Source organism: Clostridium moniliforme (assembly GCF_017873235.1).
GTDB lineage: Bacteria > Bacillota > Clostridia > Clostridiales > Clostridiaceae > Clostridium > Clostridium moniliforme.
Window position 1 is genome coordinate 138,536 of record NZ_JAGGJZ010000005.1, and the last position, 22,967, is coordinate 161,502.

A 22,967-nucleotide genomic window follows, 5' to 3' on the forward strand; every position below is an offset into this window, starting at 1 on the left:
CTCCTAATTACTTATACGAGTTTTGGAGGATATATGAGATTAATATTATTTCAAATAGGAAACTTCAAAGTGTACAGCTATGGATTTATGATAGCTATAGGTATAATAGTAGCCTCAGCTATATTTTTAAAGAAAACAAAAAACGCTGGATACAATGAAGATAAAATGTTAAATTTACTGATATTCACAGTTATAGGTGGTGTTTTAGGCGGTAAAATATTATTTATAATAACTGAACTTAAGAGTATAATTAATGATCCATCAATTCTTTTTGATTTTGGTAATGGGTTTGTTATTTATGGAGCAATAATTTTAGGTGCTTTAGTCCTTTATTTATATTGTAAGAAAAATAAATTTGATTCTTTGAAATTGTTAGATTTTGCAGCTCCATGTGTAGCTTTGGCCCAAGGATTTGGAAGAATAGGGTGTTTCTTAGCAGGATGTTGCTATGGAAAGGAAACTTCACTTCCAATAGGAGTAAAATTTCCAGTAAATTCTTTAGCTCCAAGTGGAATAAACTTAATACCGACCCAAATTTATAGCTCAATATTTGATTTTATCCTAGGAGGAGTATTATTATGGTATAGTAGAAAAAACAAAAGAGAAGGAAGAGTTTTAGCTTTATACATAATAATATATAGTATTGGAAGATTCTTTGTTGAATTTTTAAGAAATGATCCTAGAGGAAATGTAGGAGTATTATCTACATCGCAGTTTATAGCTATTTTCACATTGATTTTTGGATGTATAATATACAATTTGGATAAAATAAAAAGGAGAGATAAACAAGGTGAAAAAAAGTAGAATAACTAAAATACTAATGCTTTGTACTATGCTTATTATTGGAGTAACCATGGTTGGATGTTCTCCATTAAACGATGCAATGGTTAAACTTGGGCTTAGAAATAATGATTTTAATTATATGAAAACAAATAAAGTAGATGAAATTATAATTGAAAGCAGTAGGGATACAGGATTTAGATTTAAGGTTACTGATCCAAAGGCTATTCAAGAAATATATAAAGAATTATCATCTGGAAACCCAGAATCAGAAAGAAGTTCATTGGATCCAGATTATATTTTCAAAATTCATTCAGGAGATCAAGTTAAAACATATAATTATGTTGTTGGTGTTTCTGAAAGTGGAAAAGGTAATTTTTATAATGATACCAATGCATATAAAGTTCCTAAAAATTTAGACCAGACAATAATAAATAATTTATCATTTATAAGAAGACCAAGAGATTTTAATTCAATTTACTATGGAACAATAATGAAGGTACTAGAGATGAATAAAGATCAACTTGGAAATGGAAAGTATAAGGTTGGAATTAATATACTTGGAGATATAGATTGTGTTAAATATGTTTTTTCAGTTGATTTACAAGGCTTCCAAAAGGATGTTCAAAAGATAATTCCTGGAGCTGAAATTATGAAAAAGGATAATTCTCAAGATTTTAATGTAATTGTTAATGTACAAAACAAAGGTTATGATAGTAGCACATTTAGAACACTTATAACAATAGATAATAAGACTGATAATGTATATAGTAAATATTATGTTGTAGGCCATTATGACTTTAAAAAATGGGATATAACAGTAGGAAAGAATGGGCAAAAGCCTGAAAACTGGTAAACTGAGGAGGAAGAGAAATGAATGAATTTTCAACTAAAGGAACACCAATAGGTGAATTTAAAAAGAAACCAAAATACGGGAAAATAAAAAATGTAATTGGAGTTATAAGCGGTAAAGGTGGAGTTGGTAAATCTACTGTAACTGGTATAATGGCAACTATTCTTAGAAAGAAAGGCTACAAGGTTGGAGTTCTTGATGCAGATATAACAGGTCCATCAATGCCAAGATTTTTTGGTATAAATAATAAAAGAGGGCAAATAATATCAATAGATGAACAAAACTTAAAGTTCATCCCAGCTACTACTAATAGTGGAATAAAAGTTATGTCTATGAATCTTTTAACTGATGTAGAAGATGATCCAGTTATATGGAGAGGTCCAGTAATAACTGGAGTATTAAATCAAATGTATTTTGATACTGAATGGGAAGAATTAGATTATTTATTAATTGATATGCCACCTGGAACAGGAGATATAGCTCTTACAGTTATGAATGATTTTAACATAAAAGAACTTATAATAGTTTCAACACCACAAGATATGGTTTCAATGATTGTTAAAAAGGTTGTAAAGATGGCTCAAAAAGTAGGAACACCAATAAGAGGTGTTGTTGAAAATATGTCTTACATAATTTGTGATGGTTGTGACAAGAAATTAAGAGTATTTAGTAAAAAATCAGCAGAAGAACATGCAGAATATCTTGGATTACCACTTTTAGGAGAACTTCCAATAAACTTAGAGCTTACAGAAGCATTAGAAGAGGGAAGAGCTGAGGAGTACGTATTAGATAATCCTCTATACTCATTAATCTTCGAAGGATTATATTAAGATGTACTCTCTATAAAGAGAGGAGAATTTTTATATGAAAGCACATGTAGATAAGGATACTTGTATTGGTTGTGGACTGTGTCCATCAATTTGTCCAGATGTATTTACAATGGATGATGATGGAAAAGCAATAGCTTTTAATAGTGATGTACCACAAGAACATGAAGATGGTGCTAGTGAAGCAGCAGAAAACTGTCCAGTTGATGCTATTGAAACAGAATAATTAAATAATAAAAATAGCAGATCTAAAATTTTAGATCTGCTATTTTTATTAGAAAATGTTGTTTGTATATTTACAAAAATAATGATTAGATGGAGAATTTGAAAGAGTATCTGTTAGGTATATATAGTTACCAATAGAAGAGCTATTAGTTTTATAAGATGGTATTGAAATTAATCTTCCATCTTCTAATTTTATAAAAGCCTCTATATCATTAATATCAATAATTTGTCCACGCAAGATATAAACCTCCTTAATAGTAATTTCATAGTATGCATTTATCTTGTAGTTATTACAATTGTTTTTTAATATTAATATTGTTATCATCATATACAATATCTATACAAAAAAAGATGCTAATAATTAGCATCTTTTAATAAATATCGTTATATATAATTTTAAAAACATCTAAAGCTTCTTCTATTTTAGGCTTTAATAAATATTTCTTTTTTAAGTATTCTTTTTTACCAGCTGGAGTAATAGAATATATTTTTCTGAATTTTTTTTTAGGATTATCCCAAGTTCCAACAATTAAGCCCTCTTTTTCAAAACTTTTTAATAATGGATATATTCCTCCTGTGCTAGGAATCCAATTCCCTTTTGTACGGACTCCTATTTCATGAGATATATAATTTCCTGTTGTAGGACCTAAAGTTAGTATATGAAGAACGTAAATCGGTAAAAGTCCCTTTGTAAAAACCTGACCAACCGCTTCTTTTTCTTTTTTTACTTTTTTTAGTTCGTTAATTTTCTTTTTATATTCCTCATAAAGACGTTTTTCCTCAGATTCTATATCCTTTAAATCAGAAAAATTTGTTTTTTTCATTAGTTATTACACCTCTTGAAATACTAATCCTAATAAACCAGGTCCTGTATGAACTCCTAATGCTGGTCCAATTGTAGCAGGAGCTATTGATTCTATATTGTGTAACTTAGAAACTGCTTCAAAAAATGGATTAAATTCTTCAGAAGAAGATCCACCATTTAAAACCCATACTTTACATTTACATTTATCAAGGTGTTCCTTTGCTATCTTTAAAAGTCTATTTATTGATTGTTTTCTTCCACGTACTTTTGCAAAAGTATAGTATACTCCTTCATCATCAACAGAAATAATAGGTTTTAAATTTAATATTTCACCGATTGTTCCAGCAACTTTTCCTATTCTTCCGCCTTTTCTTAAATATTCTAATGTGTTTATAGTAAAGTAACCATAAGTTTTTTTACGAAGTTTTGGTAGTTCATCAATTATTTCTTCAAATGTTTTTCCTTCTTTAACTAATTCTGCTGCATTTAATACTAAAGCTCCTTCAGCCATACTAAGTATCTTAGTATCAAAAACATGAGATATTAATTTAGGATGATCTTCAAGAGCTAATCTTATTGCATTGCTAGTTCCTGAAAGCCCGCTTGAAATTGTAACTGCGATTACATGAGTATATCCTTCTTCTTCTAATTTATTTAATATATTTTCAATTCTAGCTGTACTAGGTAATGAAGTAGTTGGTATTTCTTTATCTAAATCAGCATAAACTTTTTCGGGGCTTAAATCTATTTTATCTTCGAATTCACCAGTTGAGTATATAACCTTAAATGGTGCAAATTCTATGTTATTCTTCTTTAATTCATCTAAAGTTAAATCTGATCCACTATCAGTTAAAACAGCAATTTTTTGCATGAATGATTCCTCCTAATTTTTAGATTATAATAAAATCTTTATCACTACTGATAATATAAACTATAGCATTACTGATAATGTTTAGCAAGAAAAAAGAAATTATTTACAAAAATAATTTCTTTTTAGATTTAGTAAGTTATTTTAGAGTCGGAATTTACTATATTCCATATAGTATTACCTGGTGTTAAAGAGACATCATTTCCTTCCAAATCATAGAGTCTAGTATCTCCAAATTCTGAATCTTTATTCCACTTTATTTCCATTACTTTTCCATTAGAAAATAAAAGTCCATCTCCAGTATTAACTAAATCTATATCTAAATGAGAATTGTCAGCTTGTAAAGTTATATCAGTTTTTTGTATGACTATATTAGTAAATGTTAGTGGCTTATTTGTTAGAGCATCTACTGCAATTTCTCCATCCATATGTTTGGTATACAAACCATCTTTAAAAGTATAAGAGGTTTTATATACATTATTAGGTTCAACTATTATATTAGTACTTGATTTTAAAGCTTCGTTTTTGAAAGTTTCTTTATCAAATTTCAAAGGAGATTCTGCTTTTAAATTATATTTTTTATCTTCTATAGCTTTCAATATTTTAGTACTTGATGTATATAAATTGTGAGGAGCTTTTCTTTCATCATCTCTATAGTAATATTTACCGTTATACATTTCGTTTAGACTCATAATTGCAGTATCTTCTTTTACCTCATTAAGGGCTTCTTTAGATCCACCACAATGAGCTATAGGAAGGGAGTATTCTTTTGATATAGTTAAAAAATATGGACGAATACTTCTTATAGGGCCTATTTTTTTAGCATTATTACTATGATATATAGCAATAAATCTAGGAATTCCCCCTTCAGCTGAAGTTTCGTATACTATGTCAGCAAATGATAGTCCACTTTGTGGTCTTGAAGCTTTAGAATTTTCAACAACTGCCATATATGGAGTTTTGGCTTCAGGATTTTCTTTTGATTCAATACCTGTAAATGGATAATTATATATTTTTTCAGTTTTTATACTTTCTATATTATTTTGAGATGTAGGAATAGATTTGCTAGAATTGCAAGATACTAATGATGAAATCATAAATATTGGAATAAGATATAATAATAATTTTTTTCTCATATTTTCCTCCTAAAATAAAAAGCTAATTACTTAATATATATTAAGGTTATGCCTTAATTAATTCATTATTCAATAAGAAATTTTTCTGTCAAGATTGAAAAAAGAGAGGGAGGAAGATTTAAACAGATTTAACTAAGTAAGAATAGAATATATATCGAATAATTAAAAAAAAAATGTAATTGCACTTAAATATTTTTTGAAGTATAATAATACAAGCATTTAAAAAATATACTATATATTGTGTGAACGGGGGTAGTTTATGTGCTATATGTTGTTAAAAGAGACGGCAGGGAAGTTGAATTCAATTCAGATAAGATAGCAAGTGCTATAAAGCGTGCAGCTGAGGAAATAAATATAAATTTAAAAACAAGTAAGACTTTAGAGATAGTTCAAAAGGTTATTAGCTATATAGAATTAAGCGGTGAAAATAAAATATCTGTAGAAGAAGTTCAAAATCTTGTAGAAAAAGCTTTAATGGAATTAGATTTAAACGAAGTATTAAGTGCATACAGAAATTATAGAAAAGACAGAACAACTGTTAGAGAAATAAAATCAGATCTTATGAGAGCTATTAGCAAGATAGGTGTAGAAACTGATAGAGATAATGCAAATGTAGGTAATAATTTTAGTTCTAAATTATTAAGAATAGCATCTGAATCAAACAAATGGTATAATTTAGCATCAATGCCAAAGCATTTAGCTAAAGCTCATGAAATTGGTGATTTATATTACCATGATTTAGATAGTTATAACTTAACAACTAATTGTCTTCATATACCAACTAGAGAGGTTTTAGAAAGAGGATTCAATACAGGATACGGAACTATAAATAAGCCAAAAAGAATAGAAACAGCAGCAGAATTATCATGTATATTATTACAATCAACTCAAAATGATATGTTTGGAGGTCAATCACATCCAAACTTTGATAATGACATGGGTATTTTTGTAGAACCAACAAGACAAGAAATTATATCTGAATTAAAAGAACTTGGAATTTCAGAAGAAAAGATATATGAACTTGCAGAAGATAAATTAAGAAAAAGAGTTCATCAAGCAATGCAAGGAGTTGTGTATAATTTAAATACAATGCACTCAAGAGCAGGTTCACAAGTTCCATTTAGTTCAATGAATATTGGGATACCAGAATCTAAGGATGCGGCACTTGTTTGTGAAATTTTCTTATTAGAATATGAAAAAGGATTAGGAAAGGGAGAGCAACCAATATTCCCTAATATAATCTTTAGAGTTAAAGATGGAGTTAATAGAGAAGAAAGTGATCCATATTTTTATTTATATAAATTAGCATGTAGAGTTGCAGCTAAGAGAATGAATCCTACATTTATGAATATAGATGCTGATTTTAATAAAAAATATTACGATATGGGAATCATTCCAGCAACAATGGGATGTAGAACATACCTTATGAGTAATGTAAATGGAGAACCAGGAGTTAATGGAAGAGGAAATATAGCACCAACTACTATAAACTTACCTAGAATAGGAATACAAGCACAAGGAAATATAGATAAGTTCTTTGAAATATTTGATACAAGACTTAATCTTGCAAAAGAAGCTTTAATGCATAGATATGGAGTTCTTAAAAAACTAAGAGTTAAAGATTTACCATTTGTAGCAGGTCAACACTTAATGAAAGGTTCAGAAGGACTTTCACCAGATGATTCAATTGAACCAATTTTAAAACAAGGAACTTGGGGAATTGGATTTATAGGACTTGCAGAAACACTTGTTGCATTAGTTGGAAAACATCATGGAGAAGATGAAAAAGCAAGAGAACTTGGATTAAAAATAATTGAACATTTAAGATCTTATTGTGATAAATTAACTTTAGAAACAAAGCTTAACTGGAGTGCATATGCAACACCTGCAGAAGGATTATCAGGAAAATTCATAAAGCAAGACCAAAAAGTTTTTGGAATAATTAAAGGTGTAACTGATAAAGAATATTATACTAATAGTTATCATGTTCCAGTTGGATGTTCTATTTCAATAAAAGATAAAATAGATATAGAAGCTCCATACCATAAGCTTTGTAATGGAGGACATATAAGCTACTTAGAAGTTGATGATTCTCCATCAGGTGAAGATATAATGGATATATTAAATTATGCATATAGAAATACTAATATAAGTTACTTAGGAATAAACTTCCATATAAGATATTGTAAAAATTGTGGAACTTATTTACAAAGTAATGAAAAGAAGTGTAATAATTGTGGTAGCACAGACATACAAGGTGTTTCAAGAGTTACTGGATACTTAAGCTTAGACGAAAGATTTGGACCAGGTAAATATCATGAAAGACAAGATAGAATAACTCATACAGGAACAGGAACAAATTGTTATCAAAGTTGTTAGACTATTTATAAGCTTTTATAATAGAGAAAACTCTCTGTTATAAAAGCTTTTTTAAAATTATAGAGTTTTTAATAATTAATTTTATTACTTTTTATATTATATAAATATTAATAAAATTAATTAAGTAATAAATATTTTTAATTATATATGATAAATGTTATCAAAATGATATAATGTAAATTAACTAAGGAGTGAGTTTATGGGAAAAAAGATTAGACTTGCAGGAATAGCTTATGAAAGTTTAGTAAATGGGCCTGGTATGAGAAGAGTGTTTTTTTCACAAGGTTGCAGACATAATTGTAAAGGATGTTTTAATCCAGATACTCATGATTTTCAAGGTGGAGAAGAAAGAGATATGGATGAACTTATAAAAGATGTTTTAGATAATCCTATTCTTAAAGGAGTAACTTTTAGTGGTGGAGATCCTTTAGAGAGAGCAGAAGAATTTTCTTATATGGCAAAAAAATTTAAAGAAAATGGATTAAGTGTTTGGTCTTTTACAGGATATACTTTTGAGTATATTTTAGATCATTTAGATGATAGAAAAGGCTGGAGAGAATTTATAAACAATATAGATGTGCTTATAGATGGAAAATTTGATGAAAATAAAATGGAAGATGGTATAAAGTTTAGAGGTTCAAGTAATCAAAGAATAATAGATGTACCAAAAAGTTTAGAACAAAAAGAAATAGTTTTAGTACATAAATATATGAACTAATTATTTACATATAAATATGAAGGGAGAGACAGATATGAAGATAAGTGCAAAAGGTAAAAAGTGTACAGAAGTTCAAGGATTAATCATTTCTTTATTTGAGGAAAGGTTAGAATCAAAAACTACTGAAATAAATAATATGATAGAATATTTAAAGTCTAAGGAAAAGTTTAGTGGAAAAGAAGGAGAAACTTACACTTTTACTTATAATAATGAAGGAAATATCCAAGATATAGTTTTATTAGGACTTGGAAAAGAAAAGGATGTAACCTTAGAAAAAATTAAAGAGAATATATCAAAAGCTTATAAACAAATGAAAAGCTTAAAAAATTATGATATAGTTGTTAAAATACCAGACACTGAAGATATAAGCGAAGCTGAAATAGCAAAAGCTATGACAATATCATTAATGCTTTCAGATTATGAATTTAATAAGTATAAAAGTGATAAAGAAAATGTAGAAGTAGCTGTATCAATTTTAGGAGATAACATTAAAGGTGTTATGGTTGATTTAGTAGAAGAGTTTATTAAAGAAGGAATAGACATTTCAAAGGGAATAATAATTGCTAGAGATTTAGTTAATGAACCTGCAAATGAAATGTATCCAGATATTTTAGCTGATGCAGTTAAAGTTTTAGGAAAAGAAAATGGATTTGATGTTAAAGTTTATGGAGAAGAAAAGATTGAAGAATTTGGTATGGAAGCATTTGTATCTGTTGCTAAAGGATCATCTAAAGAACCAAAACTTATAGTTATGAAATATTTTGGAGATAAGCATAACAAAGATGATGTATTAGGACTTGTTGGTAAGGGATTAACTTATGATTCAGGTGGTTATTCAATAAAACCAACTTCAAGCATGGATACAATGAAATCAGATATGGGTGGAGCAGCCGCTGTAATTGGTGCAATATCAACAATTGCAAAGAGAAAATTAAAGATGAATGTAATTGGTGTAATTGCTGCTTGTGAAAATATGATATCAGGTAATGCTTATAAGCCAGGAGATATAATTGGAAGTATGTCAGGTAAAACAATTGAGGTTTTAAATACAGATGCAGAAGGTAGATTAACTTTAGCAGATGCAGTAACATATATAACTAAAAAAGAAAATGTAAATGAAGTTATAGAAATGGCTACACTTACAGGTGCAGCACTTGTTGCCCTTGGTGAAACAACTACAGCTGTTATAACTAATGATGATGAGTTATATAATGAATTAGAATCTGTATCAAAATATACAGGAGAAAAGGTTTGGAAGTTACCAACATTCCCTGAATATAGAGAGCTTTTAAAATCAGATATAGCTGATATTAAAAATATTGGTGGAAGAAATGCAGGAACAATAACTGCTGGATTATTTATAGAAGAGTTTATTGATGATGGTGTATCATTCTTACATTTAGATATTGCTGGAACTGCATGGACAGATTCAGAAAAACCTTATAAGGGAAAAGGTGGTACAGGAGTTCCTGTTAATACAATTTATGAATTAGCAAAGAGAAGAGAAAATAATTAATTTTAAAAGGTGGCTTTTAGCCACCTTTTTTATTTTAAATATTATTAATAAATACAATAGTTTATTTTAAGAAAATAAATTAAAAAATTAATTACTTAAAGGATGAAAATATTTTAAAAAAACTTTACAATTAGTATATAGAAAACTTAAAGGAGGAAAATAATGAACGTTACAGTTACGGTGTTAGGTTCAATAGTAGCATTAATTATAGCAATAATATTAATTGTAAAGAGAGTACATCCAGCTTATGGATTAATTATTGGAGCTATTGTAGGTGGCTTAGTTGGAGGTGCAGGACTTACTGGAACAGTTTCATTAATGATAGATGGAGCTAAAGGAATGATTCCTGCAATAATTAGAATATTGACAGCAGGTGTGTTAGCAGGAGTTTTAATTGAATCAGGAGCAGCTGCAAAAATTGCAGAAACAATTGTTGAAAAATTAGGAGAATCAAGAGCTCTTATGGCATTAACAATTGCAACAACAGTACTTACAATGGTTGGAGTATTTGTAGATGTAGCTGTAATAACAGTTTCACCTATAGCTCTTGCTATGGCTCAAAAATCAAATTTAACTAAAACTTCTATATTAATAGCTATGGTTGGAGGGGGAAAGGCTGGAAACATAATGTCCCCAAATCCTAATACTATTGCAGCTGCAGATAATCTCGGAGTTCCATTAACTTCAGTAATGCTTGCAGGTGTTATACCAGCTATTTTCGGAATTATATTAACATGTATTATATCAAAGAAATTAAAGAAAAAGGGAAGCTTTGTAAGTGAAGAAGAAAAATTAAAAAGCTTTGAAGATATGCCAAGTTTCTTTTCATCAATTTTAGGACCTTTAGTTGCAATAGTATTATTAATGTTAAGACCAATTGCAGGAATAGCAATAGATCCATTAATAGCACTTCCAGTTGGAGGAATATGCGGAATAATAGCAATGGGAAAAATAAGATATTTAAATAGATATGCAACCTTTGGATTAGCTAAGATGACAGGAGTAGCTATTCTTTTAATAGGAACTGGAACTCTTGCTGGAATAATAGCAAATTCAGGACTTAAAGATGTAATAATACATGGTGTTAATTCATTAGGATTACCAAGCTTTGCATTAGCACCTATATCAGGTATTTTAATGTCAGCTGCAACAGCATCAACTACATCAGGAACAGCAGTTGCAACATCAGTTTTTGGACCAACAATTGTAAGTCTTGGAGTAACACCTTTAGCAACAGCTGCAATGATACATGTTGGAGCAACAGTATTAGATCATCTTCCACATGGAAGTTTCTTTCATGCAACAGGTGGAAGTGTATCAATGGATATGAATGAGAGGTTAAAACTTATACCATATGAATCATTAGTTGGACTTTCAATGACAATTGTATCAACTATAATATTTGGATTTATATTATAAAATTTGAAGGGAGAAAATTACCATGAAATTTGTATTAGCACCAGATTCATTTAAAGAGAGTATGACTTCAAAGGAAGCATGTAATGCGATGGAGAGAGGAATAAAAAAAGTAATAAAAGATGCAGAATGTATTAAAGTACCTATGGGAGATGGTGGAGAAGGCACAGTTGGGGCGTTAGTTGAAGCAACAAATGGTTCTATTTTAAATATTGTGGTAAAAGATCCATTAGGAAATGATATAAAAGCTAAGTTTGGAATGTTAGGTAATTCAAAAACAGCTATTATTGAAATGGCAGAAGCTAGTGGAATTGCACTTATAGATAGAGAAAAGAGAAATCCAATGATTACAACTACTTATGGAACTGGTGAAATTATAAAACATGCACTAGATCTAGGTGTAGAAAGAATTGTAATTGGAATTGGTGGAAGTGCTACAAATGATGGTGGCATTGGAATGGTTCAAGCTTTAGGTGGAAAATTTTTAGATGAAAATGGGAAGGAACTTCCCTTTGGTGGAGGAGAATTAAATAGACTTCACAAAATAGATATAAGTGGATTAGATAAAAGATTAAAGGATATAGAAATAGAAGTTGCCTGTGATGTTACAAATCCTTTATGCGGACCTAAGGGAGCGTCTCATGTTTTTGGACCTCAAAAGGGTGCAACAGAAGAAATGATATTAAAACTTGATAGCAATTTAAACCATTATTCAAAAAAGATAAAAGAATGTTTAGGTAAAGATATAAAAGATATAGAAGGAGCAGGAGCGGCAGGAGGACTTGGAGCTGCATTAGTAGCCTTTTTAGATGGTAAACTAAAAAGAGGAATTGAATTAGTAATAAAGCATACAGCTTTAGAAGAAAAATTAGAAAATGCAGATTTTTTATTTACAGGTGAAGGTAGTATTGATTCTCAAACTATATGTGGAAAGACACCAATGGGAGTTGCGTTAGTTACAAAGAAAAAGGGAATTAAAACAATAGCCTTTGGAGGAAGAATATTAGAAGGAGCAGAAAATCTTTATTCAATAGGAGTAACTTCTATATTTGGAATTACACCAGGTGCTATAAGTTTAGACAAAGCTTTAAAGGATGGAGAAAAAAATCTAGAAAGAACAACAGAAAATGTTGTAAGGCTTTTAAAAAATTAAAGTAATCCAAAAAGTTATTCACAGATTTGTGGAAAAGAAAAAGCAAAACTTAAAAATTGTGGATAAAATTTAAGCACCTTGTTTATTATGTCAGAAAAAATAATAAACAAGATGCCTTTTTATTTATTTAAAGAATTACTTCTATAAGATGCTGGAGAAATTCCCTTATATTTTGTAAATATTCTTGAAAAATAAGAGGGACTATTAAATCCAGTTAAATATGATATTTCATTAATAGAAGAAATATTTTCTTTTAGAAGATTACAAGCCTTATTTAATCTATAATTTATAAGATATTGCTGAGGGCTTATAGTCATATTTAATTTAAAAAGTTTAAATAAGTGGCTTCTATTAATATTTATTTCAGATGCAATATCTGATATTGATATATCTTTATTATAATTTTTGTGAATAAAATCTAATGCCATTGTTACATAATTATTTTCATTACTTACATTATAATCACTTTTATTATTGTCATATTCTCTTATAAGAGTACCTAAAAATAAATAAAGATATCCAATAGATGAAAATAAATCCCCATTATTGGAACATTCAAATATATTATCAAAGTAATTATTAATACAATTATCTTTAATATATTTAAAGGAATAATTATGTTTTGAAAAACCACATAAATTAAGTAATCTTTTACATTCTGTTCCGTTAAAGCCTATCCATTTATATTTCCATGGATTTTCTTTACAAGGAAAATATTTATTTGTAGCCTTTGGTGGAATTAAAAATCCATCACCTTTTTTTAAATTATATTTAACTCCATTTATAATTGCAGTACCTTGTCCTTCAATAATATAATGGATTAAATAATAATCTATCGGGGCATATTCAAAAGGTTTATTAGCTTCACAGTTTTCATAACCACATTCGTATATAAATAATTCTTTACTAAGAATGTCATTAGTCTTAAATATTCCAAAAAAATTATCCATAATAAAACCTCCAAAAACATGCAACAAAAGTTAATTTTGAAACAACAAATATTTATAGTAAATGTAAATTAAAAACTATAGAATATAGCTATAGTAAAGATAAAGTTTATGTAATTTTACCATTTTATGATTAATATTACAAATGAATATAAAATATTTAATATTTATTTGATTATAGTCATGCACTTCATGTAAAGGTTTACCAAAAAATGAATGATAGAAATTATTAAACTTTAAAATTAAAATTTATTAATAAAATGAGGGGGATTAAAATGGAGGATTCAAGAAGACGAATGAGTTCTAAAGCGTTAATGCTTATGACATTTACTGCGGTATTCTCATTCAACAGTATAATTAACAACAGTATTAATATAGGACTTGCATCTATACCATCATATGTATTTGCAACTATAGTTTACTTTTTCCCATTTGCACTTATGATTGGGGAATTTTCATCAGCAAACCAAGATTCAGAATCAGGGGTTTATAGTTGGATAAAAACAGCTTTAGGAGAAAAATGGGCATTTTTAGGATCTTGGGCATACTTTTTTGTAAACTTATTCTTTTTCACATCATTATTACCACAAACTTTAATTTATGCATCATATACATTCTTAGGAAGAAATATATTCCAAGGAGAAAATATGACAGTTATTATATCAGTAGTATCAATAGTATTATTCTGGCTTGCAACTTATGTTTCTACAAAGGGAGTAGATTGGATATCAAAGGTAACTAATATTTCAGGTGTTGCAAGAATATTAATAGGTATTTTATTTATAATTTTAGCTTTTGGAGTAACTTTTGTTTTAGGAAAAGCTCCAGCACAAGAATTTACAGCAAGTACAGTAACACCAAAATTTAATTGGGGATTCTTTATGACATTAGCTTGGATACTTCAAGCAGTTGGGGGAGCTGAGAGTATAGGTGTTTATGTTAAAGATGTAAAAGGTGGTACAAAGGCCTTCGTAAAAACAATGTTAATTTCTACAGCAATTATTGGATTAATTTATAGTTTAGGTTGTGTAGCTGTTGGGTTAGTAGTTCCACAAGAAACGCTTAAAGGAAATTTTTCAAATGGATTATTTGATTCCTTTGTTATACTAGGAAAATATTATGGAATAGGAAACTTCATAACTAATATAGTTGGTTTAATAATGCTTTTAGGTAGCATAGGTTCATTAGTTATATGGACAGCAGCGCCTGCTAAAATACTTTTCTCAGAAATTCCAGAAGGAATATTTGGAAAGTGGATTGCAAAAACAGATAAGCAAGGAACACCAGTAAATGCATTATATACACAAGCTATAATAGTAACTATTCTTTTAATCATACCAGCATTAGGAATAGGATCAATAGATAGCTTTTTAGAAACTTTAATAAATATGACTGCTGCTACATCATTAATACCAGTATTATTCTTATTAATCTCTTATGTTGTTTTAAGATATAAAAAGGATTATATAAAGAGAGATTTCAGACTTGGAAATAGAAATGTTGGTATTGCAGTAGGAATAATGTTATTAGGATTATTTACACTTTCATTTGTAATTTCAACAATTCCAGAACCAAAAGTTATAATGGATTATCTAAATGGAGTTCCTTTAGCTGAGGGAGTAGCAAATCCAATGTTTGTACTTTTATATAACATTTTAGGAATAGTTATCTTTATGGGATTTGCATTAATTTGTTGGAATAGATATCAAAAGAGATTGGCTTCAGGTTATTTTGGAAATGAAGTAATTGAAAATCTAGCTTCATCAGAAATGGCAATTACAGAAGAAGTAAATAGTAAAGAGATTAATAAAAAAAGATAAACGATAGTTAACTTAAAATAAATTGTTAGGGAGATTATAAGTCTCCCTATATAAATAGGAGGATATTTATGAAATTATGGGAAAACATTAATATTGATGGAATTGGTAGATTAGATGCAAGAAGTTATTTTAGAAGTTTTGAATCAAAGGAAAAGGCTAAATTAACTGATAATAGATATACACATAAATTCAAAAACCTAAATGGTACATGGAAATTCTTATTTTTAGATGCACCTGAATATTCACCAGTTGGTTTTTATAATAAAGATTTTTCAGTAGAAAACTGGGACAATATAGAAGTACCTGGAAATTGGCAACTTCAAGGATATGGTAAAATGCATTACTCAGACTTATGGTATAACTTCCCAATAAATCCACCATATGTGCCAACAGAAAATCCAACAGGAATTTATAGAAGAAACTTTTCTATTGATGAAAGTTTTGAAGGAAAGCGAATAATTTTAAGATTTAATGGAGTAGATTCAGCTTTTAATCTTTGGATAAATGGTAAGGAAGTAGGATATAGCAAAGGAGCTAGACTATTAAGTGAATTCGATATAACAGATTATGTAGAAATTGGAGAAAACCAATGTACAGTTAGAGTATATCAATGGTCAGATGGAACATATATAGAAGACCAAGATATGTGGTGGTTAAGTGGAATATTTAGAGATGTTGAATTAATTGGAGAACCTAAAGATGGTGTTGAAGACATATATGTAGTTACTGATTTAGATAAAAATTATATTAATGCTAACTTAAAAGTTAACTTAAAGCTTAAAAATACAAATTGTGATAGTGTATCTTTTGAATTAGTAGATAAAAATGAAAATTTAGTTTTTGAAGAAAGTGTTTCAATAGAAGGAAAAGAAATATCCTTTAATAAAGAAGTTATTTCTCCATTAAAATGGACTGCTGAAGAACCAAATTTATATACTTTATATATAACAGTTATAAAAGATGGTAATGTAGTAGAAGTTATTCCACAAAGAGTTGGATTTAGAAAAATAGAAGTTAAAGGTGAAACTTTTACTGTAAATGGAGTAGCTATAAAGTTTAAGGGTGTTAATAGACATGATTATAATCCTAAAACAGGAAGAGTTGTTACTAGAGAAGAAATAGAAAAAGATATTATTTTAATGAAAGAGCATAACATTAATGCTATAAGAACAGCTCACTATCCTAACCAATATTATTTATATGAATTATGTGATGAATATGGAATGTATTTAATTGCAGAAACAGATTTAGAGTGTCATGGATTTGAATTAACAGGAAACTATAAGTGGATAACAGATGATCCAGCTTGGGAACTTGCATATGTTAAGAGAATGGAAAGAATGGTTGAAATGTATAAAAACCATCCATCAATAATTATGTGGTCATTAGGAAATGAATCTGAATTTGGACATAACTTTAAAGCTATGGCAAATAAAACAAGAGAAATAGATCCAACTAGATTAGTTCATTATGAAGGAGATTTTGAAGCTGAAATAACAGATGTATACAGCACAATGTATACTTGGCTTGAGCATAAAGATGAAAACAAACTTCTTATGAGCAAAATAATTAAAAATAGCAAAAAGCCTCATATATTATGTGAATATTGTCATGCTATGGGTAATGGTCCAGGAAATCTTAAGGAGTATCAAGACTTATTTTATGCCCATGATAAACTTCAAGGTGGTTTTGTTTGGGAATGGTTTGACCATGGTATAGAAACAATAACTGAAGATGGACAAGTTTATTATAGATATGGTGGAGATTTTGGAGATGATCCAAGTAATATTAATTTCTGTATAGATGGATTAATAATGCCAGATAGAGTACCATCACCAGGATTACTTGAATATAAAAAGGTTATTGAGCCAGTTGAAACTAAGGTAGTAGATTTAGAAAAGGGAATATTTAATTTAATAAATCGATATGATTTTGCAGATTTAAATAGATTAGAGTTAGTTTGTACTATTGTAGAAGACGATAAGATATTACAAAGTATAAGAGTTGAACTTCCAAGTATTAAGGCAAGAACTGAAAAAGAAATACAAATCCCATATTCTTTAGATTTTGATAAAGTAAAGGGTGCAGATTATTATATTAATTTCTCATATGTATTAAAAAATGATACTATGTGGGCAAAGGCTGGACATGAACTTGCTACAGCACAATTTATATTACCTGTAAAAGAGGAAAGAAATATAGTAAAGGCAGAAGGTAAATTAGAAGTTATAAAAGATAACTACAAGTTATTTGCTAAGGGAGAAGACTTTGAAGTAGAATTTGATTTAGTACGAGGAAATATTGTAAATGTAATTAGAGATGGATACAAATTAGTAGAGGAAGGTCCTAGACTAAACTTCTGGAGAGCTCCTATTGATAATGATATGTATGTAGTTGAAGATTATAAGAAAAAATATTTTATGCACTTAATGCATGAAGTTGTAAGAGAAGTTACTTATAAAGTAGAAGAAAATACTTTAGAAGTAAATGTAAAGACTGTAAATGGAACAACAAATAGTGCATGGTACTATGAATCAAGCTATCAATATATAGTTTATCCAAATGGATATATAGTAGTTAATGTAGAGGGAACTCCAGCTGGTATGATTGAAAATGCACCTGATATGCTTCCAAGAATAGGAGTTAAACTTAAGGTAAACAGAGAATGCAGTAATGTAAAATGGAAAGGACGAGGCCCAGGAGAATCTTATGCAGATACTAAAGAATATAATCTTTTTGGAGTATTTAGTAAAACTGTTGATGAGATGTTTACAAATTATGTTAAACCACAGGAAAATGGAAATCGTTCAGATTGTAAGTGGGTAAGCTTAACTAATAACAAGGGGTTAGGACTAATTGCAATAGCAGACAATAAATTTGATTTTAGTGCTTCTTATTATGAAGATGTTGACTTAGAATATGCTAAGCATACAATAGACCTTAATAAGAGAGATTATATAGTTTTAAATATAGATTATAAGCAAAATGGAGTAGGAACAAATTCTTGTGGACAAAGTCAATTAGAAAAATACAGATGTAAGTTTGAGCCATTTAAATTATCTTTTGAACTTACACCATATAATAATACAGAAGTTTCAGCTGTTAAATTAGGAAGAGAAACTATAAAATAAATATTTAGAATTTAATAAAATAAAGCCAGCAGATTAAAAAATTCTGCTGGCTTATTTTTATTAAATTTAAAAATCTTAAAACTCTGATTGACCAGTTGTTCTTGGGAATGGTATTACGTCTCTTATGTTTGTCATACCAGTTATATACATGATTAATCTTTCAAATCCAAGACCGTATCCTGCATGCTTAGTTTCTCCGTATTTTCTAAGCTCTAAATACCACCAGTAATCTTCTTCATTTAAGTTAAGTTCAGCCATTCTTTTCTTTAGAAGGTCTAATCTTTCCTCTCTTTGGCTACCACCTATTATTTCTCCTATTCCTGGAACTAGAAGGTCCATAGCAGCAACTGTTTTATTATCATCATTCATTCTCATATAGAATGCTTTTATATCCTTTGGATAATCAGTTACAAATAAAGGTCTCTTAAAGTGTTCTTCAGTTAAATATCTTTCATGTTCTGTTTGAAGGTCTATACCCCATTCAACTGGATATTCAAATTCTTTTCCGCATTTTTCTAATATTTCAATTGCCTCTGTATAAGTAACTCTTGCAAAATCTGAGTTTGCAACATGGTTTAATCTTTCAACTAATCCTTTATCAATGAATTTGTTGAAGAATTCTATTTCTTCAGGACATTCTTTCATAACATATTTAATTACATAAGTAAGCATTTCTTCTGCTAATTGCATGTCATCTTCTAAATCAGCAAAAGATATTTCAGGTTCAACCATCCAAAATTCTGCAGCGTGTCTTGCTGTATTTGAATTTTCAGCTCTAAATGTTGGACCAAATGTATAAACATCTCTAAATGCTAAAGCAAAAGTTTCCGCATTTAATTGACCTGAAACTGTAAGGTTAGTTTCTTTTCCAAAGAAGTCTTTGCTGTAATCAACACATCCATCTTCAGTTTTTGGAGTATCATTTAAATCAAGAGTTGTTACTCTAAACATTTCTCCTGCACCTTCACAGTCACTTCCAGTAAGAATAGGAGTGTTAGTATAAACAAAACCTTTATCTTGGAAGAACTTGTGTATAGCATAAGCTGCAACTGATCTTACTCTAAATACAGCAGAAAAAGCATTACTTCTAGGTCTTAAGTGTGCTATTGTTCTTAAGTATTCAAAAGTATGTCTTTTCTTTTGAAGTGGATAATCTGAATCAGACATTCCTTCAATCACAATTTCTTTTGCTTGAATTTCAAAAGGTTGCTTTGCATTTGGAGTTTCAACTAATGTACCAATTACCTTTAATGATGAACTTATTGGAAGTTTTGATATTTCCTTAAAGTTAGATAGTTTATTATCGAAAACTACTTGAATATTCTTGAAGAAAGAACCGTCATTAATTTCAATGAATCCAAAAGCGTTTGAAGCTCTTAATGTTCTTATCCAACCAGTTATAGATATTTCTTTGTTTAAATAATCTGAAGTATTTCTGTAAAGTGATTTAACTAAAATATTTTTATCCATTATATTACCTCCTGTAATTTATAAATTTTAAATTTAAAAATAAAAAAACCTTTCATCCCACAAATAATGGGACGAAAGGATACTATCGCGGTACCACCCAAATTGCTATAAAAAATAGCCAACTCAAATATAAGCACATAAATTTATGCTCTTCTAGAAAATAACGGTCTAGAATATCCGTCTAAGTCTACTAACAATTAAAGCTTTCGGTTAGAAACTCAGAGATGTTCTTCAAAATAGGTTTCGTATAAGGCTTACACCATCCCTTATTCGCTAAGACTACATCCTAAATTTACTCTTCTCGTCATAGTCATTCTGTAACAATATTATATTAAATTGATTTTACAATACTTTTCTAACAAATGCAATAATGTTATCATATATTACTTATAGATTAATAAATTAGGAGAGATTTTATGCTACTTGAAAGACTTATATTAAAAAAAAATAAGGAGATAAATGAACTTAAGAATAGTTTATATTTAAGAGGCGAAGAAGATAGAGATAATATTTTAGATAATCTTAAGAATGCTGTAGATGACTTAACTATAATATTAGAGGAAGAAAAGAAATTAGTTTATAAGGGAAGAGTAAGAGAATTCACTTTAAGCGAGTTAAGTAAGTATGATGGAAAAGATGGTCGTTTAGCATATATAGCAGTGAATGGAACAGTGTATGATGTAACAGGTATTATGGGATTTGAAGATGGAAATCATTTTGGAGTTAAATCAGGAACAGATTCTACAGAAGCTTTTAATAATTGTCATAAAGGAGATAATAATGTACTTAGAAATTTAAGAATTGTTGGGGTTTTAAAGCAATAATTTATAAATAATGAAATTTAAATATAGGAAGATTTTTTAAGATTATATAAATTTATAAAAAAAGCACAATAATAAACATGAAGATTTTTTGTAATTTATTATTGTGCTTTTATAAAAATTTATTATTCTATTCCAGTTTCGAATGATCTAATTAAGCTTTCAGGGAATTTAAGCATTGTCATATCTTTTATTATTCCTTTAGTATCATAAGTAATTTCCTTAATTTCAGCTTTTATAGGCTTATTTCTTTCAATTTCTAATAAGCAATAAGTTGGATTTGGTCTTCCTATTTTAGGTTTACCAATACTTCCATCATTTATAAAAAGCTTGTCTCCGAAAGATTTAACTGAAGGTATGTGAGTATGTGCACATACTAAGGCATCTTCTTTTAAATTTTTCATAATCTCAGAAGTATTAGCTCCATCTTCTAACATATATTCATTTATTTTATTTGGACTTCCATGAACAAATAATATTTTTCTTCCCTCAAATTCTAATGTAATGGAAGTTGGAAGAGAATTTAAATAAAATCTATTAGCTGCTCTAAGCTCATCTACAGCCCAAGGAAGAGAAAAAGAGTTTATAGTATTTTCTCTTATGTAAGTGTAGCTACCGTCTACAACAGAAGCATCATAATTTCCTTTTAAACAAATAATATTTCTTCTTTTTATCATTGCTACTACTTCATTTGGGTGAGGACCATATCCTACTAAATCACCTAAACAAATTATAGTATCTACTTTTTGATCTTCAATATCTTCTAATGCTTTCATTAAAGCATAAAGATTACCATGTATATCTGAGATTACTGCTATTTTCATATGTCTAGCCTCCTAAGTATTTATTAATAATATTATATCACTTGTATATGTTTAAAGTTATTAAATAATGCTTAACTTGTTATACTTTGTAATTTATCAATATTAGTATATTATAATAAGTAATAGAAAATCTTAATAATTTGGAAGTAATATTAATGAAAAACAGTAGAATAAATAAAGCTATAAATGAAATGAAGAAAAATAATTTATCACAAATGATAGTATCATCACCAGCATCACTTTTTTATTTAACAGGAAAATGGTTTAGTCCTGGAGAAAGAATGATAGCTCTACTTATTAAAACAAATGGTGATCATAAACTTATAATAAATAAGTTATTCCCAGTAGAAGAAGACTTAGGAGTAGATTTAGTTTGGCATACAGATACGGAAAATGCAGTTGAAATATTATCAAAGTATATTGACAAGAATGAAACATTAGGAATAGATAAAACATGGCCATCTCATTTCTTATTAGGATTAATGAAATTAAATGCAGCAAAGGATTATGAAAATGGATCATTAATAATAGATAAATTAAGAATGATTAAGGATGAAGAAGAAATTGAAATTATGAAGGAATCTTCAAAGAGAAATGATGAAACAATGTTAGCTTTATGGGAAAATCTAAAAGAAGGCAAAACTGAATTAGAACTTGTAGAAATATTAAAAAATTTATATGCTAAAAATGGAGTTAATAAATTCTCATTTTCACCTATAATTGCTATTTCACCAAATGGTGCAGATCCACATCATTCAACTGATGCATCTGTACTTAAAAAGGGTCACAGCATAGTAATTGATATGGGAGGAATTTATAAAGATTATTGCTCTGATATGACAAGAACAGTATTTTTTAATGAAGAACCTTCAGAAGAACATAAAAAGATTTATAATATAGTAAAAGAAGCTAATGAAAGAGCAATTGCTATGATAAAACCAGGAGTTAAATTTTCTGATATAGATAAGGCAGCAAGAGATTATATTGAAGAAAAAGGTTATGGAGAATACTTTACTCATAGAACTGGTCACTGTATAGGAATTGAGTGTCATGATTTTGGTGATGTAAGTGCAGTTAATTACAATGAAGTAGAACCTGGAATGATATTTTCAATAGAACCTGGAATATATTTAAAAGATGATATTGGAGTTAGAATAGAAGATTTAGTATTAGTTACTGAAGATGGATGCGAAAGATTAAATAAAGTAACTAAGGAGTTAACAGTAATAAAATAATAATTAAATTTTATTTAAAATAAAAAAAGTGCTTGAAATTTTT

General features: G+C 28.6%; 19 protein-coding genes, 1 pseudogene and 1 other annotated feature. Of the genes and pseudogenes, 13 read left to right on the forward strand and 7 right to left on the reverse strand.

The genetic code is table 11. The annotated features are described in order from the left end of the window. Nucleotides 1–33 precede the first annotated feature (33 nt). From J2Z53_RS09125 to J2Z53_RS09140, 4 genes and pseudogenes are all read left to right on the forward strand, one after another. On the forward strand, nucleotides 34–804 hold the full coding sequence (locus J2Z53_RS09125; protein ID WP_209797186.1) for a prolipoprotein diacylglyceryl transferase: 771 nt from the start codon (nucleotides 34–36) through the stop codon (nucleotides 802–804). After that, entirely contained in the window at nucleotides 791–1,636 is an 846-nt protein-coding gene (locus tag J2Z53_RS09130) for a hypothetical protein (RefSeq protein ID WP_327786710.1), read from the forward strand. The genes J2Z53_RS09125 and J2Z53_RS09130 overlap by 14 nt, the downstream gene beginning before the upstream one ends. 74 nt (nucleotides 1,637–1,710) lie before the next feature. Next, nucleotides 1,711–2,463 (forward strand): annotated as a pseudogene (locus J2Z53_RS09135) (Mrp/NBP35 family ATP-binding protein); the annotation flags it as partial. Nucleotides 2,464–2,497: 34 nt separating this feature from the next. Beyond that, nucleotides 2,498–2,686 (forward strand): ferredoxin, encoded by a 189-nt coding sequence (locus tag J2Z53_RS09140; RefSeq protein ID WP_209797188.1) that lies wholly within the window; start codon nucleotides 2,498–2,500, stop codon nucleotides 2,684–2,686. Nucleotides 2,687–2,734: 48 nt separating this feature from the next. Here the strand turns inward: J2Z53_RS09140 and J2Z53_RS09145 are convergent, their stop codons facing one another. The 4 genes from J2Z53_RS09145 to J2Z53_RS09160 form a co-directional block, all read right to left on the reverse strand. Further along, nucleotides 2,735–2,923, reverse strand: coding sequence for a hypothetical protein (locus tag J2Z53_RS09145; protein ID WP_209797189.1), 189 nt, complete (start codon nucleotides 2,921–2,923; stop codon nucleotides 2,735–2,737). 133 nt (nucleotides 2,924–3,056) lie between these two features. Beyond that, nucleotides 3,057–3,509, reverse strand: a complete 453-nt coding sequence (locus tag J2Z53_RS09150) for a PadR family transcriptional regulator (RefSeq protein ID WP_209797190.1) — start codon at nucleotides 3,507–3,509, stop codon at nucleotides 3,057–3,059. Between the two features lie 6 nt (nucleotides 3,510–3,515). Beyond that, nucleotides 3,516–4,361: a DegV family protein gene (locus J2Z53_RS09155; RefSeq protein WP_209797191.1), complete on the reverse strand. Its 846-nt coding sequence runs from the start codon at nucleotides 4,359–4,361 to the stop codon at nucleotides 3,516–3,518. A gap of 128 nt (nucleotides 4,362–4,489) precedes the next feature. Next, a complete protein-coding gene (locus J2Z53_RS09160) occupies nucleotides 4,490–5,494 on the reverse strand; it encodes a DUF3048 domain-containing protein (RefSeq protein WP_209797192.1) in 1,005 nt (334 codons plus the stop codon). A 261-nt stretch (nucleotides 5,495–5,755) separates the two neighbouring features. Between J2Z53_RS09160 and J2Z53_RS09165 the strand changes: the two genes are divergently transcribed. The 5 genes from J2Z53_RS09165 to J2Z53_RS09185 all read left to right on the forward strand — a co-directional run bounded on the left by J2Z53_RS09165 (nucleotide 5,756) and on the right by J2Z53_RS09185 (nucleotide 12,676). Beyond that, complete coding sequence (locus tag J2Z53_RS09165; RefSeq protein ID WP_209797193.1) at nucleotides 5,756–7,873, forward strand: anaerobic ribonucleoside triphosphate reductase; 2,118 nt, start codon at nucleotides 5,756–5,758, stop codon at nucleotides 7,871–7,873. Between the two features lie 199 nt (nucleotides 7,874–8,072). Further along, nucleotides 8,073–8,591 carry an anaerobic ribonucleoside-triphosphate reductase activating protein gene (gene nrdG / locus J2Z53_RS09170; RefSeq protein ID WP_209797194.1) on the forward strand — a complete coding sequence of 173 codons (519 nt, stop codon included), beginning with the start codon at nucleotides 8,073–8,075 and terminating at the stop codon, nucleotides 8,589–8,591. Between the two features lie 34 nt (nucleotides 8,592–8,625). Further along, on the forward strand, nucleotides 8,626–10,107 hold the full coding sequence (locus J2Z53_RS09175; protein ID WP_209797195.1) for a leucyl aminopeptidase: 1,482 nt from the start codon (nucleotides 8,626–8,628) through the stop codon (nucleotides 10,105–10,107). Between the two features lie 162 nt (nucleotides 10,108–10,269). Further along, nucleotides 10,270–11,526: a GntP family permease gene (locus J2Z53_RS09180; RefSeq protein ID WP_209797196.1), complete on the forward strand. Its 1,257-nt coding sequence runs from the start codon at nucleotides 10,270–10,272 to the stop codon at nucleotides 11,524–11,526. Nucleotides 11,527–11,548: 22 nt separating this feature from the next. Next, a complete protein-coding gene (locus J2Z53_RS09185; protein WP_209797197.1) occupies nucleotides 11,549–12,676 on the forward strand; it encodes a glycerate kinase family protein in 1,128 nt (375 codons plus the stop codon). A gap of 119 nt (nucleotides 12,677–12,795) precedes the next feature. Here the strand turns inward: J2Z53_RS09185 and J2Z53_RS09190 are convergent, their stop codons facing one another. Next, a complete protein-coding gene (locus J2Z53_RS09190) occupies nucleotides 12,796–13,626 on the reverse strand; it encodes an AraC family transcriptional regulator (protein ID WP_209797198.1) in 831 nt (276 codons plus the stop codon). A gap of 272 nt (nucleotides 13,627–13,898) precedes the next feature. On the opposite strand from J2Z53_RS09190, the gene J2Z53_RS09195 reads away from it, so the two are divergent. Together J2Z53_RS09195 and ebgA are read left to right on the forward strand one after the other, a co-directional pair. Next, on the forward strand, nucleotides 13,899–15,443 hold the full coding sequence (locus tag J2Z53_RS09195) for an amino acid permease (RefSeq protein WP_209797199.1): 1,545 nt from the start codon (nucleotides 13,899–13,901) through the stop codon (nucleotides 15,441–15,443). Between the two features lie 68 nt (nucleotides 15,444–15,511). Next, complete coding sequence (ebgA, locus tag J2Z53_RS09200; RefSeq protein WP_209797200.1) at nucleotides 15,512–18,574, forward strand: beta-galactosidase subunit alpha; 3,063 nt, start codon at nucleotides 15,512–15,514, stop codon at nucleotides 18,572–18,574. Nucleotides 18,575–18,649: 75 nt separating this feature from the next. Here the strand turns inward: ebgA and asnS are convergent, their stop codons facing one another. Then, nucleotides 18,650–20,044 carry an asparagine--tRNA ligase gene (gene asnS, locus J2Z53_RS09205; RefSeq protein ID WP_209797201.1) on the reverse strand — a complete coding sequence of 465 codons (1,395 nt, stop codon included), beginning with the start codon at nucleotides 20,042–20,044 and terminating at the stop codon, nucleotides 18,650–18,652. 64 nt (nucleotides 20,045–20,108) lie between these two features. Beyond that, nucleotides 20,109–20,361, reverse strand: a binding site (T-box leader). Between the two features lie 99 nt (nucleotides 20,362–20,460). Between asnS and J2Z53_RS09210 the strand changes: the two genes are divergently transcribed. Further along, nucleotides 20,461–20,868 carry a cytochrome b5 domain-containing protein gene (locus J2Z53_RS09210; RefSeq protein WP_209797202.1) on the forward strand — a complete coding sequence of 136 codons (408 nt, stop codon included), beginning with the start codon at nucleotides 20,461–20,463 and terminating at the stop codon, nucleotides 20,866–20,868. A gap of 122 nt (nucleotides 20,869–20,990) precedes the next feature. Here J2Z53_RS09210 and J2Z53_RS09215 read toward each other — a convergent pair whose 3' ends face one another. After that, a complete protein-coding gene (locus J2Z53_RS09215; protein WP_209797203.1) occupies nucleotides 20,991–21,689 on the reverse strand; it encodes a metallophosphoesterase family protein in 699 nt (232 codons plus the stop codon). Between the two features lie 155 nt (nucleotides 21,690–21,844). On the opposite strand from J2Z53_RS09215, the gene J2Z53_RS09220 reads away from it, so the two are divergent. After that, nucleotides 21,845–22,924, forward strand: coding sequence for a M24 family metallopeptidase (locus J2Z53_RS09220; RefSeq protein WP_209797204.1), 1,080 nt, complete (start codon nucleotides 21,845–21,847; stop codon nucleotides 22,922–22,924). Nucleotides 22,925–22,967: the final 43 nt, after the last annotated feature.

What these genes read in the sequence shown, in the direction of transcription:
- J2Z53_RS09125 (WP_209797186.1), top strand. Translation starts at nt 34, where the DNA reads ATGAGATTAATATTATTTCAAATAGGAAACTTCAAAGTGTACAGCTAT.
- J2Z53_RS09140 (WP_209797188.1), top strand. Translation starts at nt 2,498, where the DNA reads ATGAAAGCACATGTAGATAAGGATACTTGTATTGGTTGTGGACTGTGT.
- J2Z53_RS09150 (WP_209797190.1), bottom strand. Translation starts at nt 3,509, where the DNA reads ATGAAAAAAACAAATTTTTCTGATTTAAAGGATATAGAATCTGAGGAA.
- J2Z53_RS09155 (WP_209797191.1), bottom strand. Translation starts at nt 4,361, where the DNA reads ATGCAAAAAATTGCTGTTTTAACTGATAGTGGATCAGATTTAACTTTA.
- J2Z53_RS09160 (WP_209797192.1), bottom strand. Translation starts at nt 5,494, where the DNA reads ATGAGAAAAAAATTATTATTATATCTTATTCCAATATTTATGATTTCA.
- nrdG (WP_209797194.1), top strand. Translation starts at nt 8,073, where the DNA reads ATGGGAAAAAAGATTAGACTTGCAGGAATAGCTTATGAAAGTTTAGTA.
- J2Z53_RS09175 (WP_209797195.1), top strand. Translation starts at nt 8,626, where the DNA reads ATGAAGATAAGTGCAAAAGGTAAAAAGTGTACAGAAGTTCAAGGATTA.
- J2Z53_RS09180 (WP_209797196.1), top strand. Translation starts at nt 10,270, where the DNA reads ATGAACGTTACAGTTACGGTGTTAGGTTCAATAGTAGCATTAATTATA.
- J2Z53_RS09185 (WP_209797197.1), top strand. Translation starts at nt 11,549, where the DNA reads ATGAAATTTGTATTAGCACCAGATTCATTTAAAGAGAGTATGACTTCA.
- J2Z53_RS09190 (WP_209797198.1), bottom strand. Translation starts at nt 13,626, where the DNA reads ATGGATAATTTTTTTGGAATATTTAAGACTAATGACATTCTTAGTAAA.
- J2Z53_RS09195 (WP_209797199.1), top strand. Translation starts at nt 13,899, where the DNA reads ATGGAGGATTCAAGAAGACGAATGAGTTCTAAAGCGTTAATGCTTATG.
- ebgA (WP_209797200.1), top strand. Translation starts at nt 15,512, where the DNA reads ATGAAATTATGGGAAAACATTAATATTGATGGAATTGGTAGATTAGAT.
- asnS (WP_209797201.1), bottom strand. Translation starts at nt 20,044, where the DNA reads ATGGATAAAAATATTTTAGTTAAATCACTTTACAGAAATACTTCAGAT.
- J2Z53_RS09210 (WP_209797202.1), top strand. Translation starts at nt 20,461, where the DNA reads ATGCTACTTGAAAGACTTATATTAAAAAAAAATAAGGAGATAAATGAA.
- J2Z53_RS09215 (WP_209797203.1), bottom strand. Translation starts at nt 21,689, where the DNA reads ATGAAAATAGCAGTAATCTCAGATATACATGGTAATCTTTATGCTTTA.
- J2Z53_RS09220 (WP_209797204.1), top strand. Translation starts at nt 21,845, where the DNA reads ATGAAAAACAGTAGAATAAATAAAGCTATAAATGAAATGAAGAAAAAT.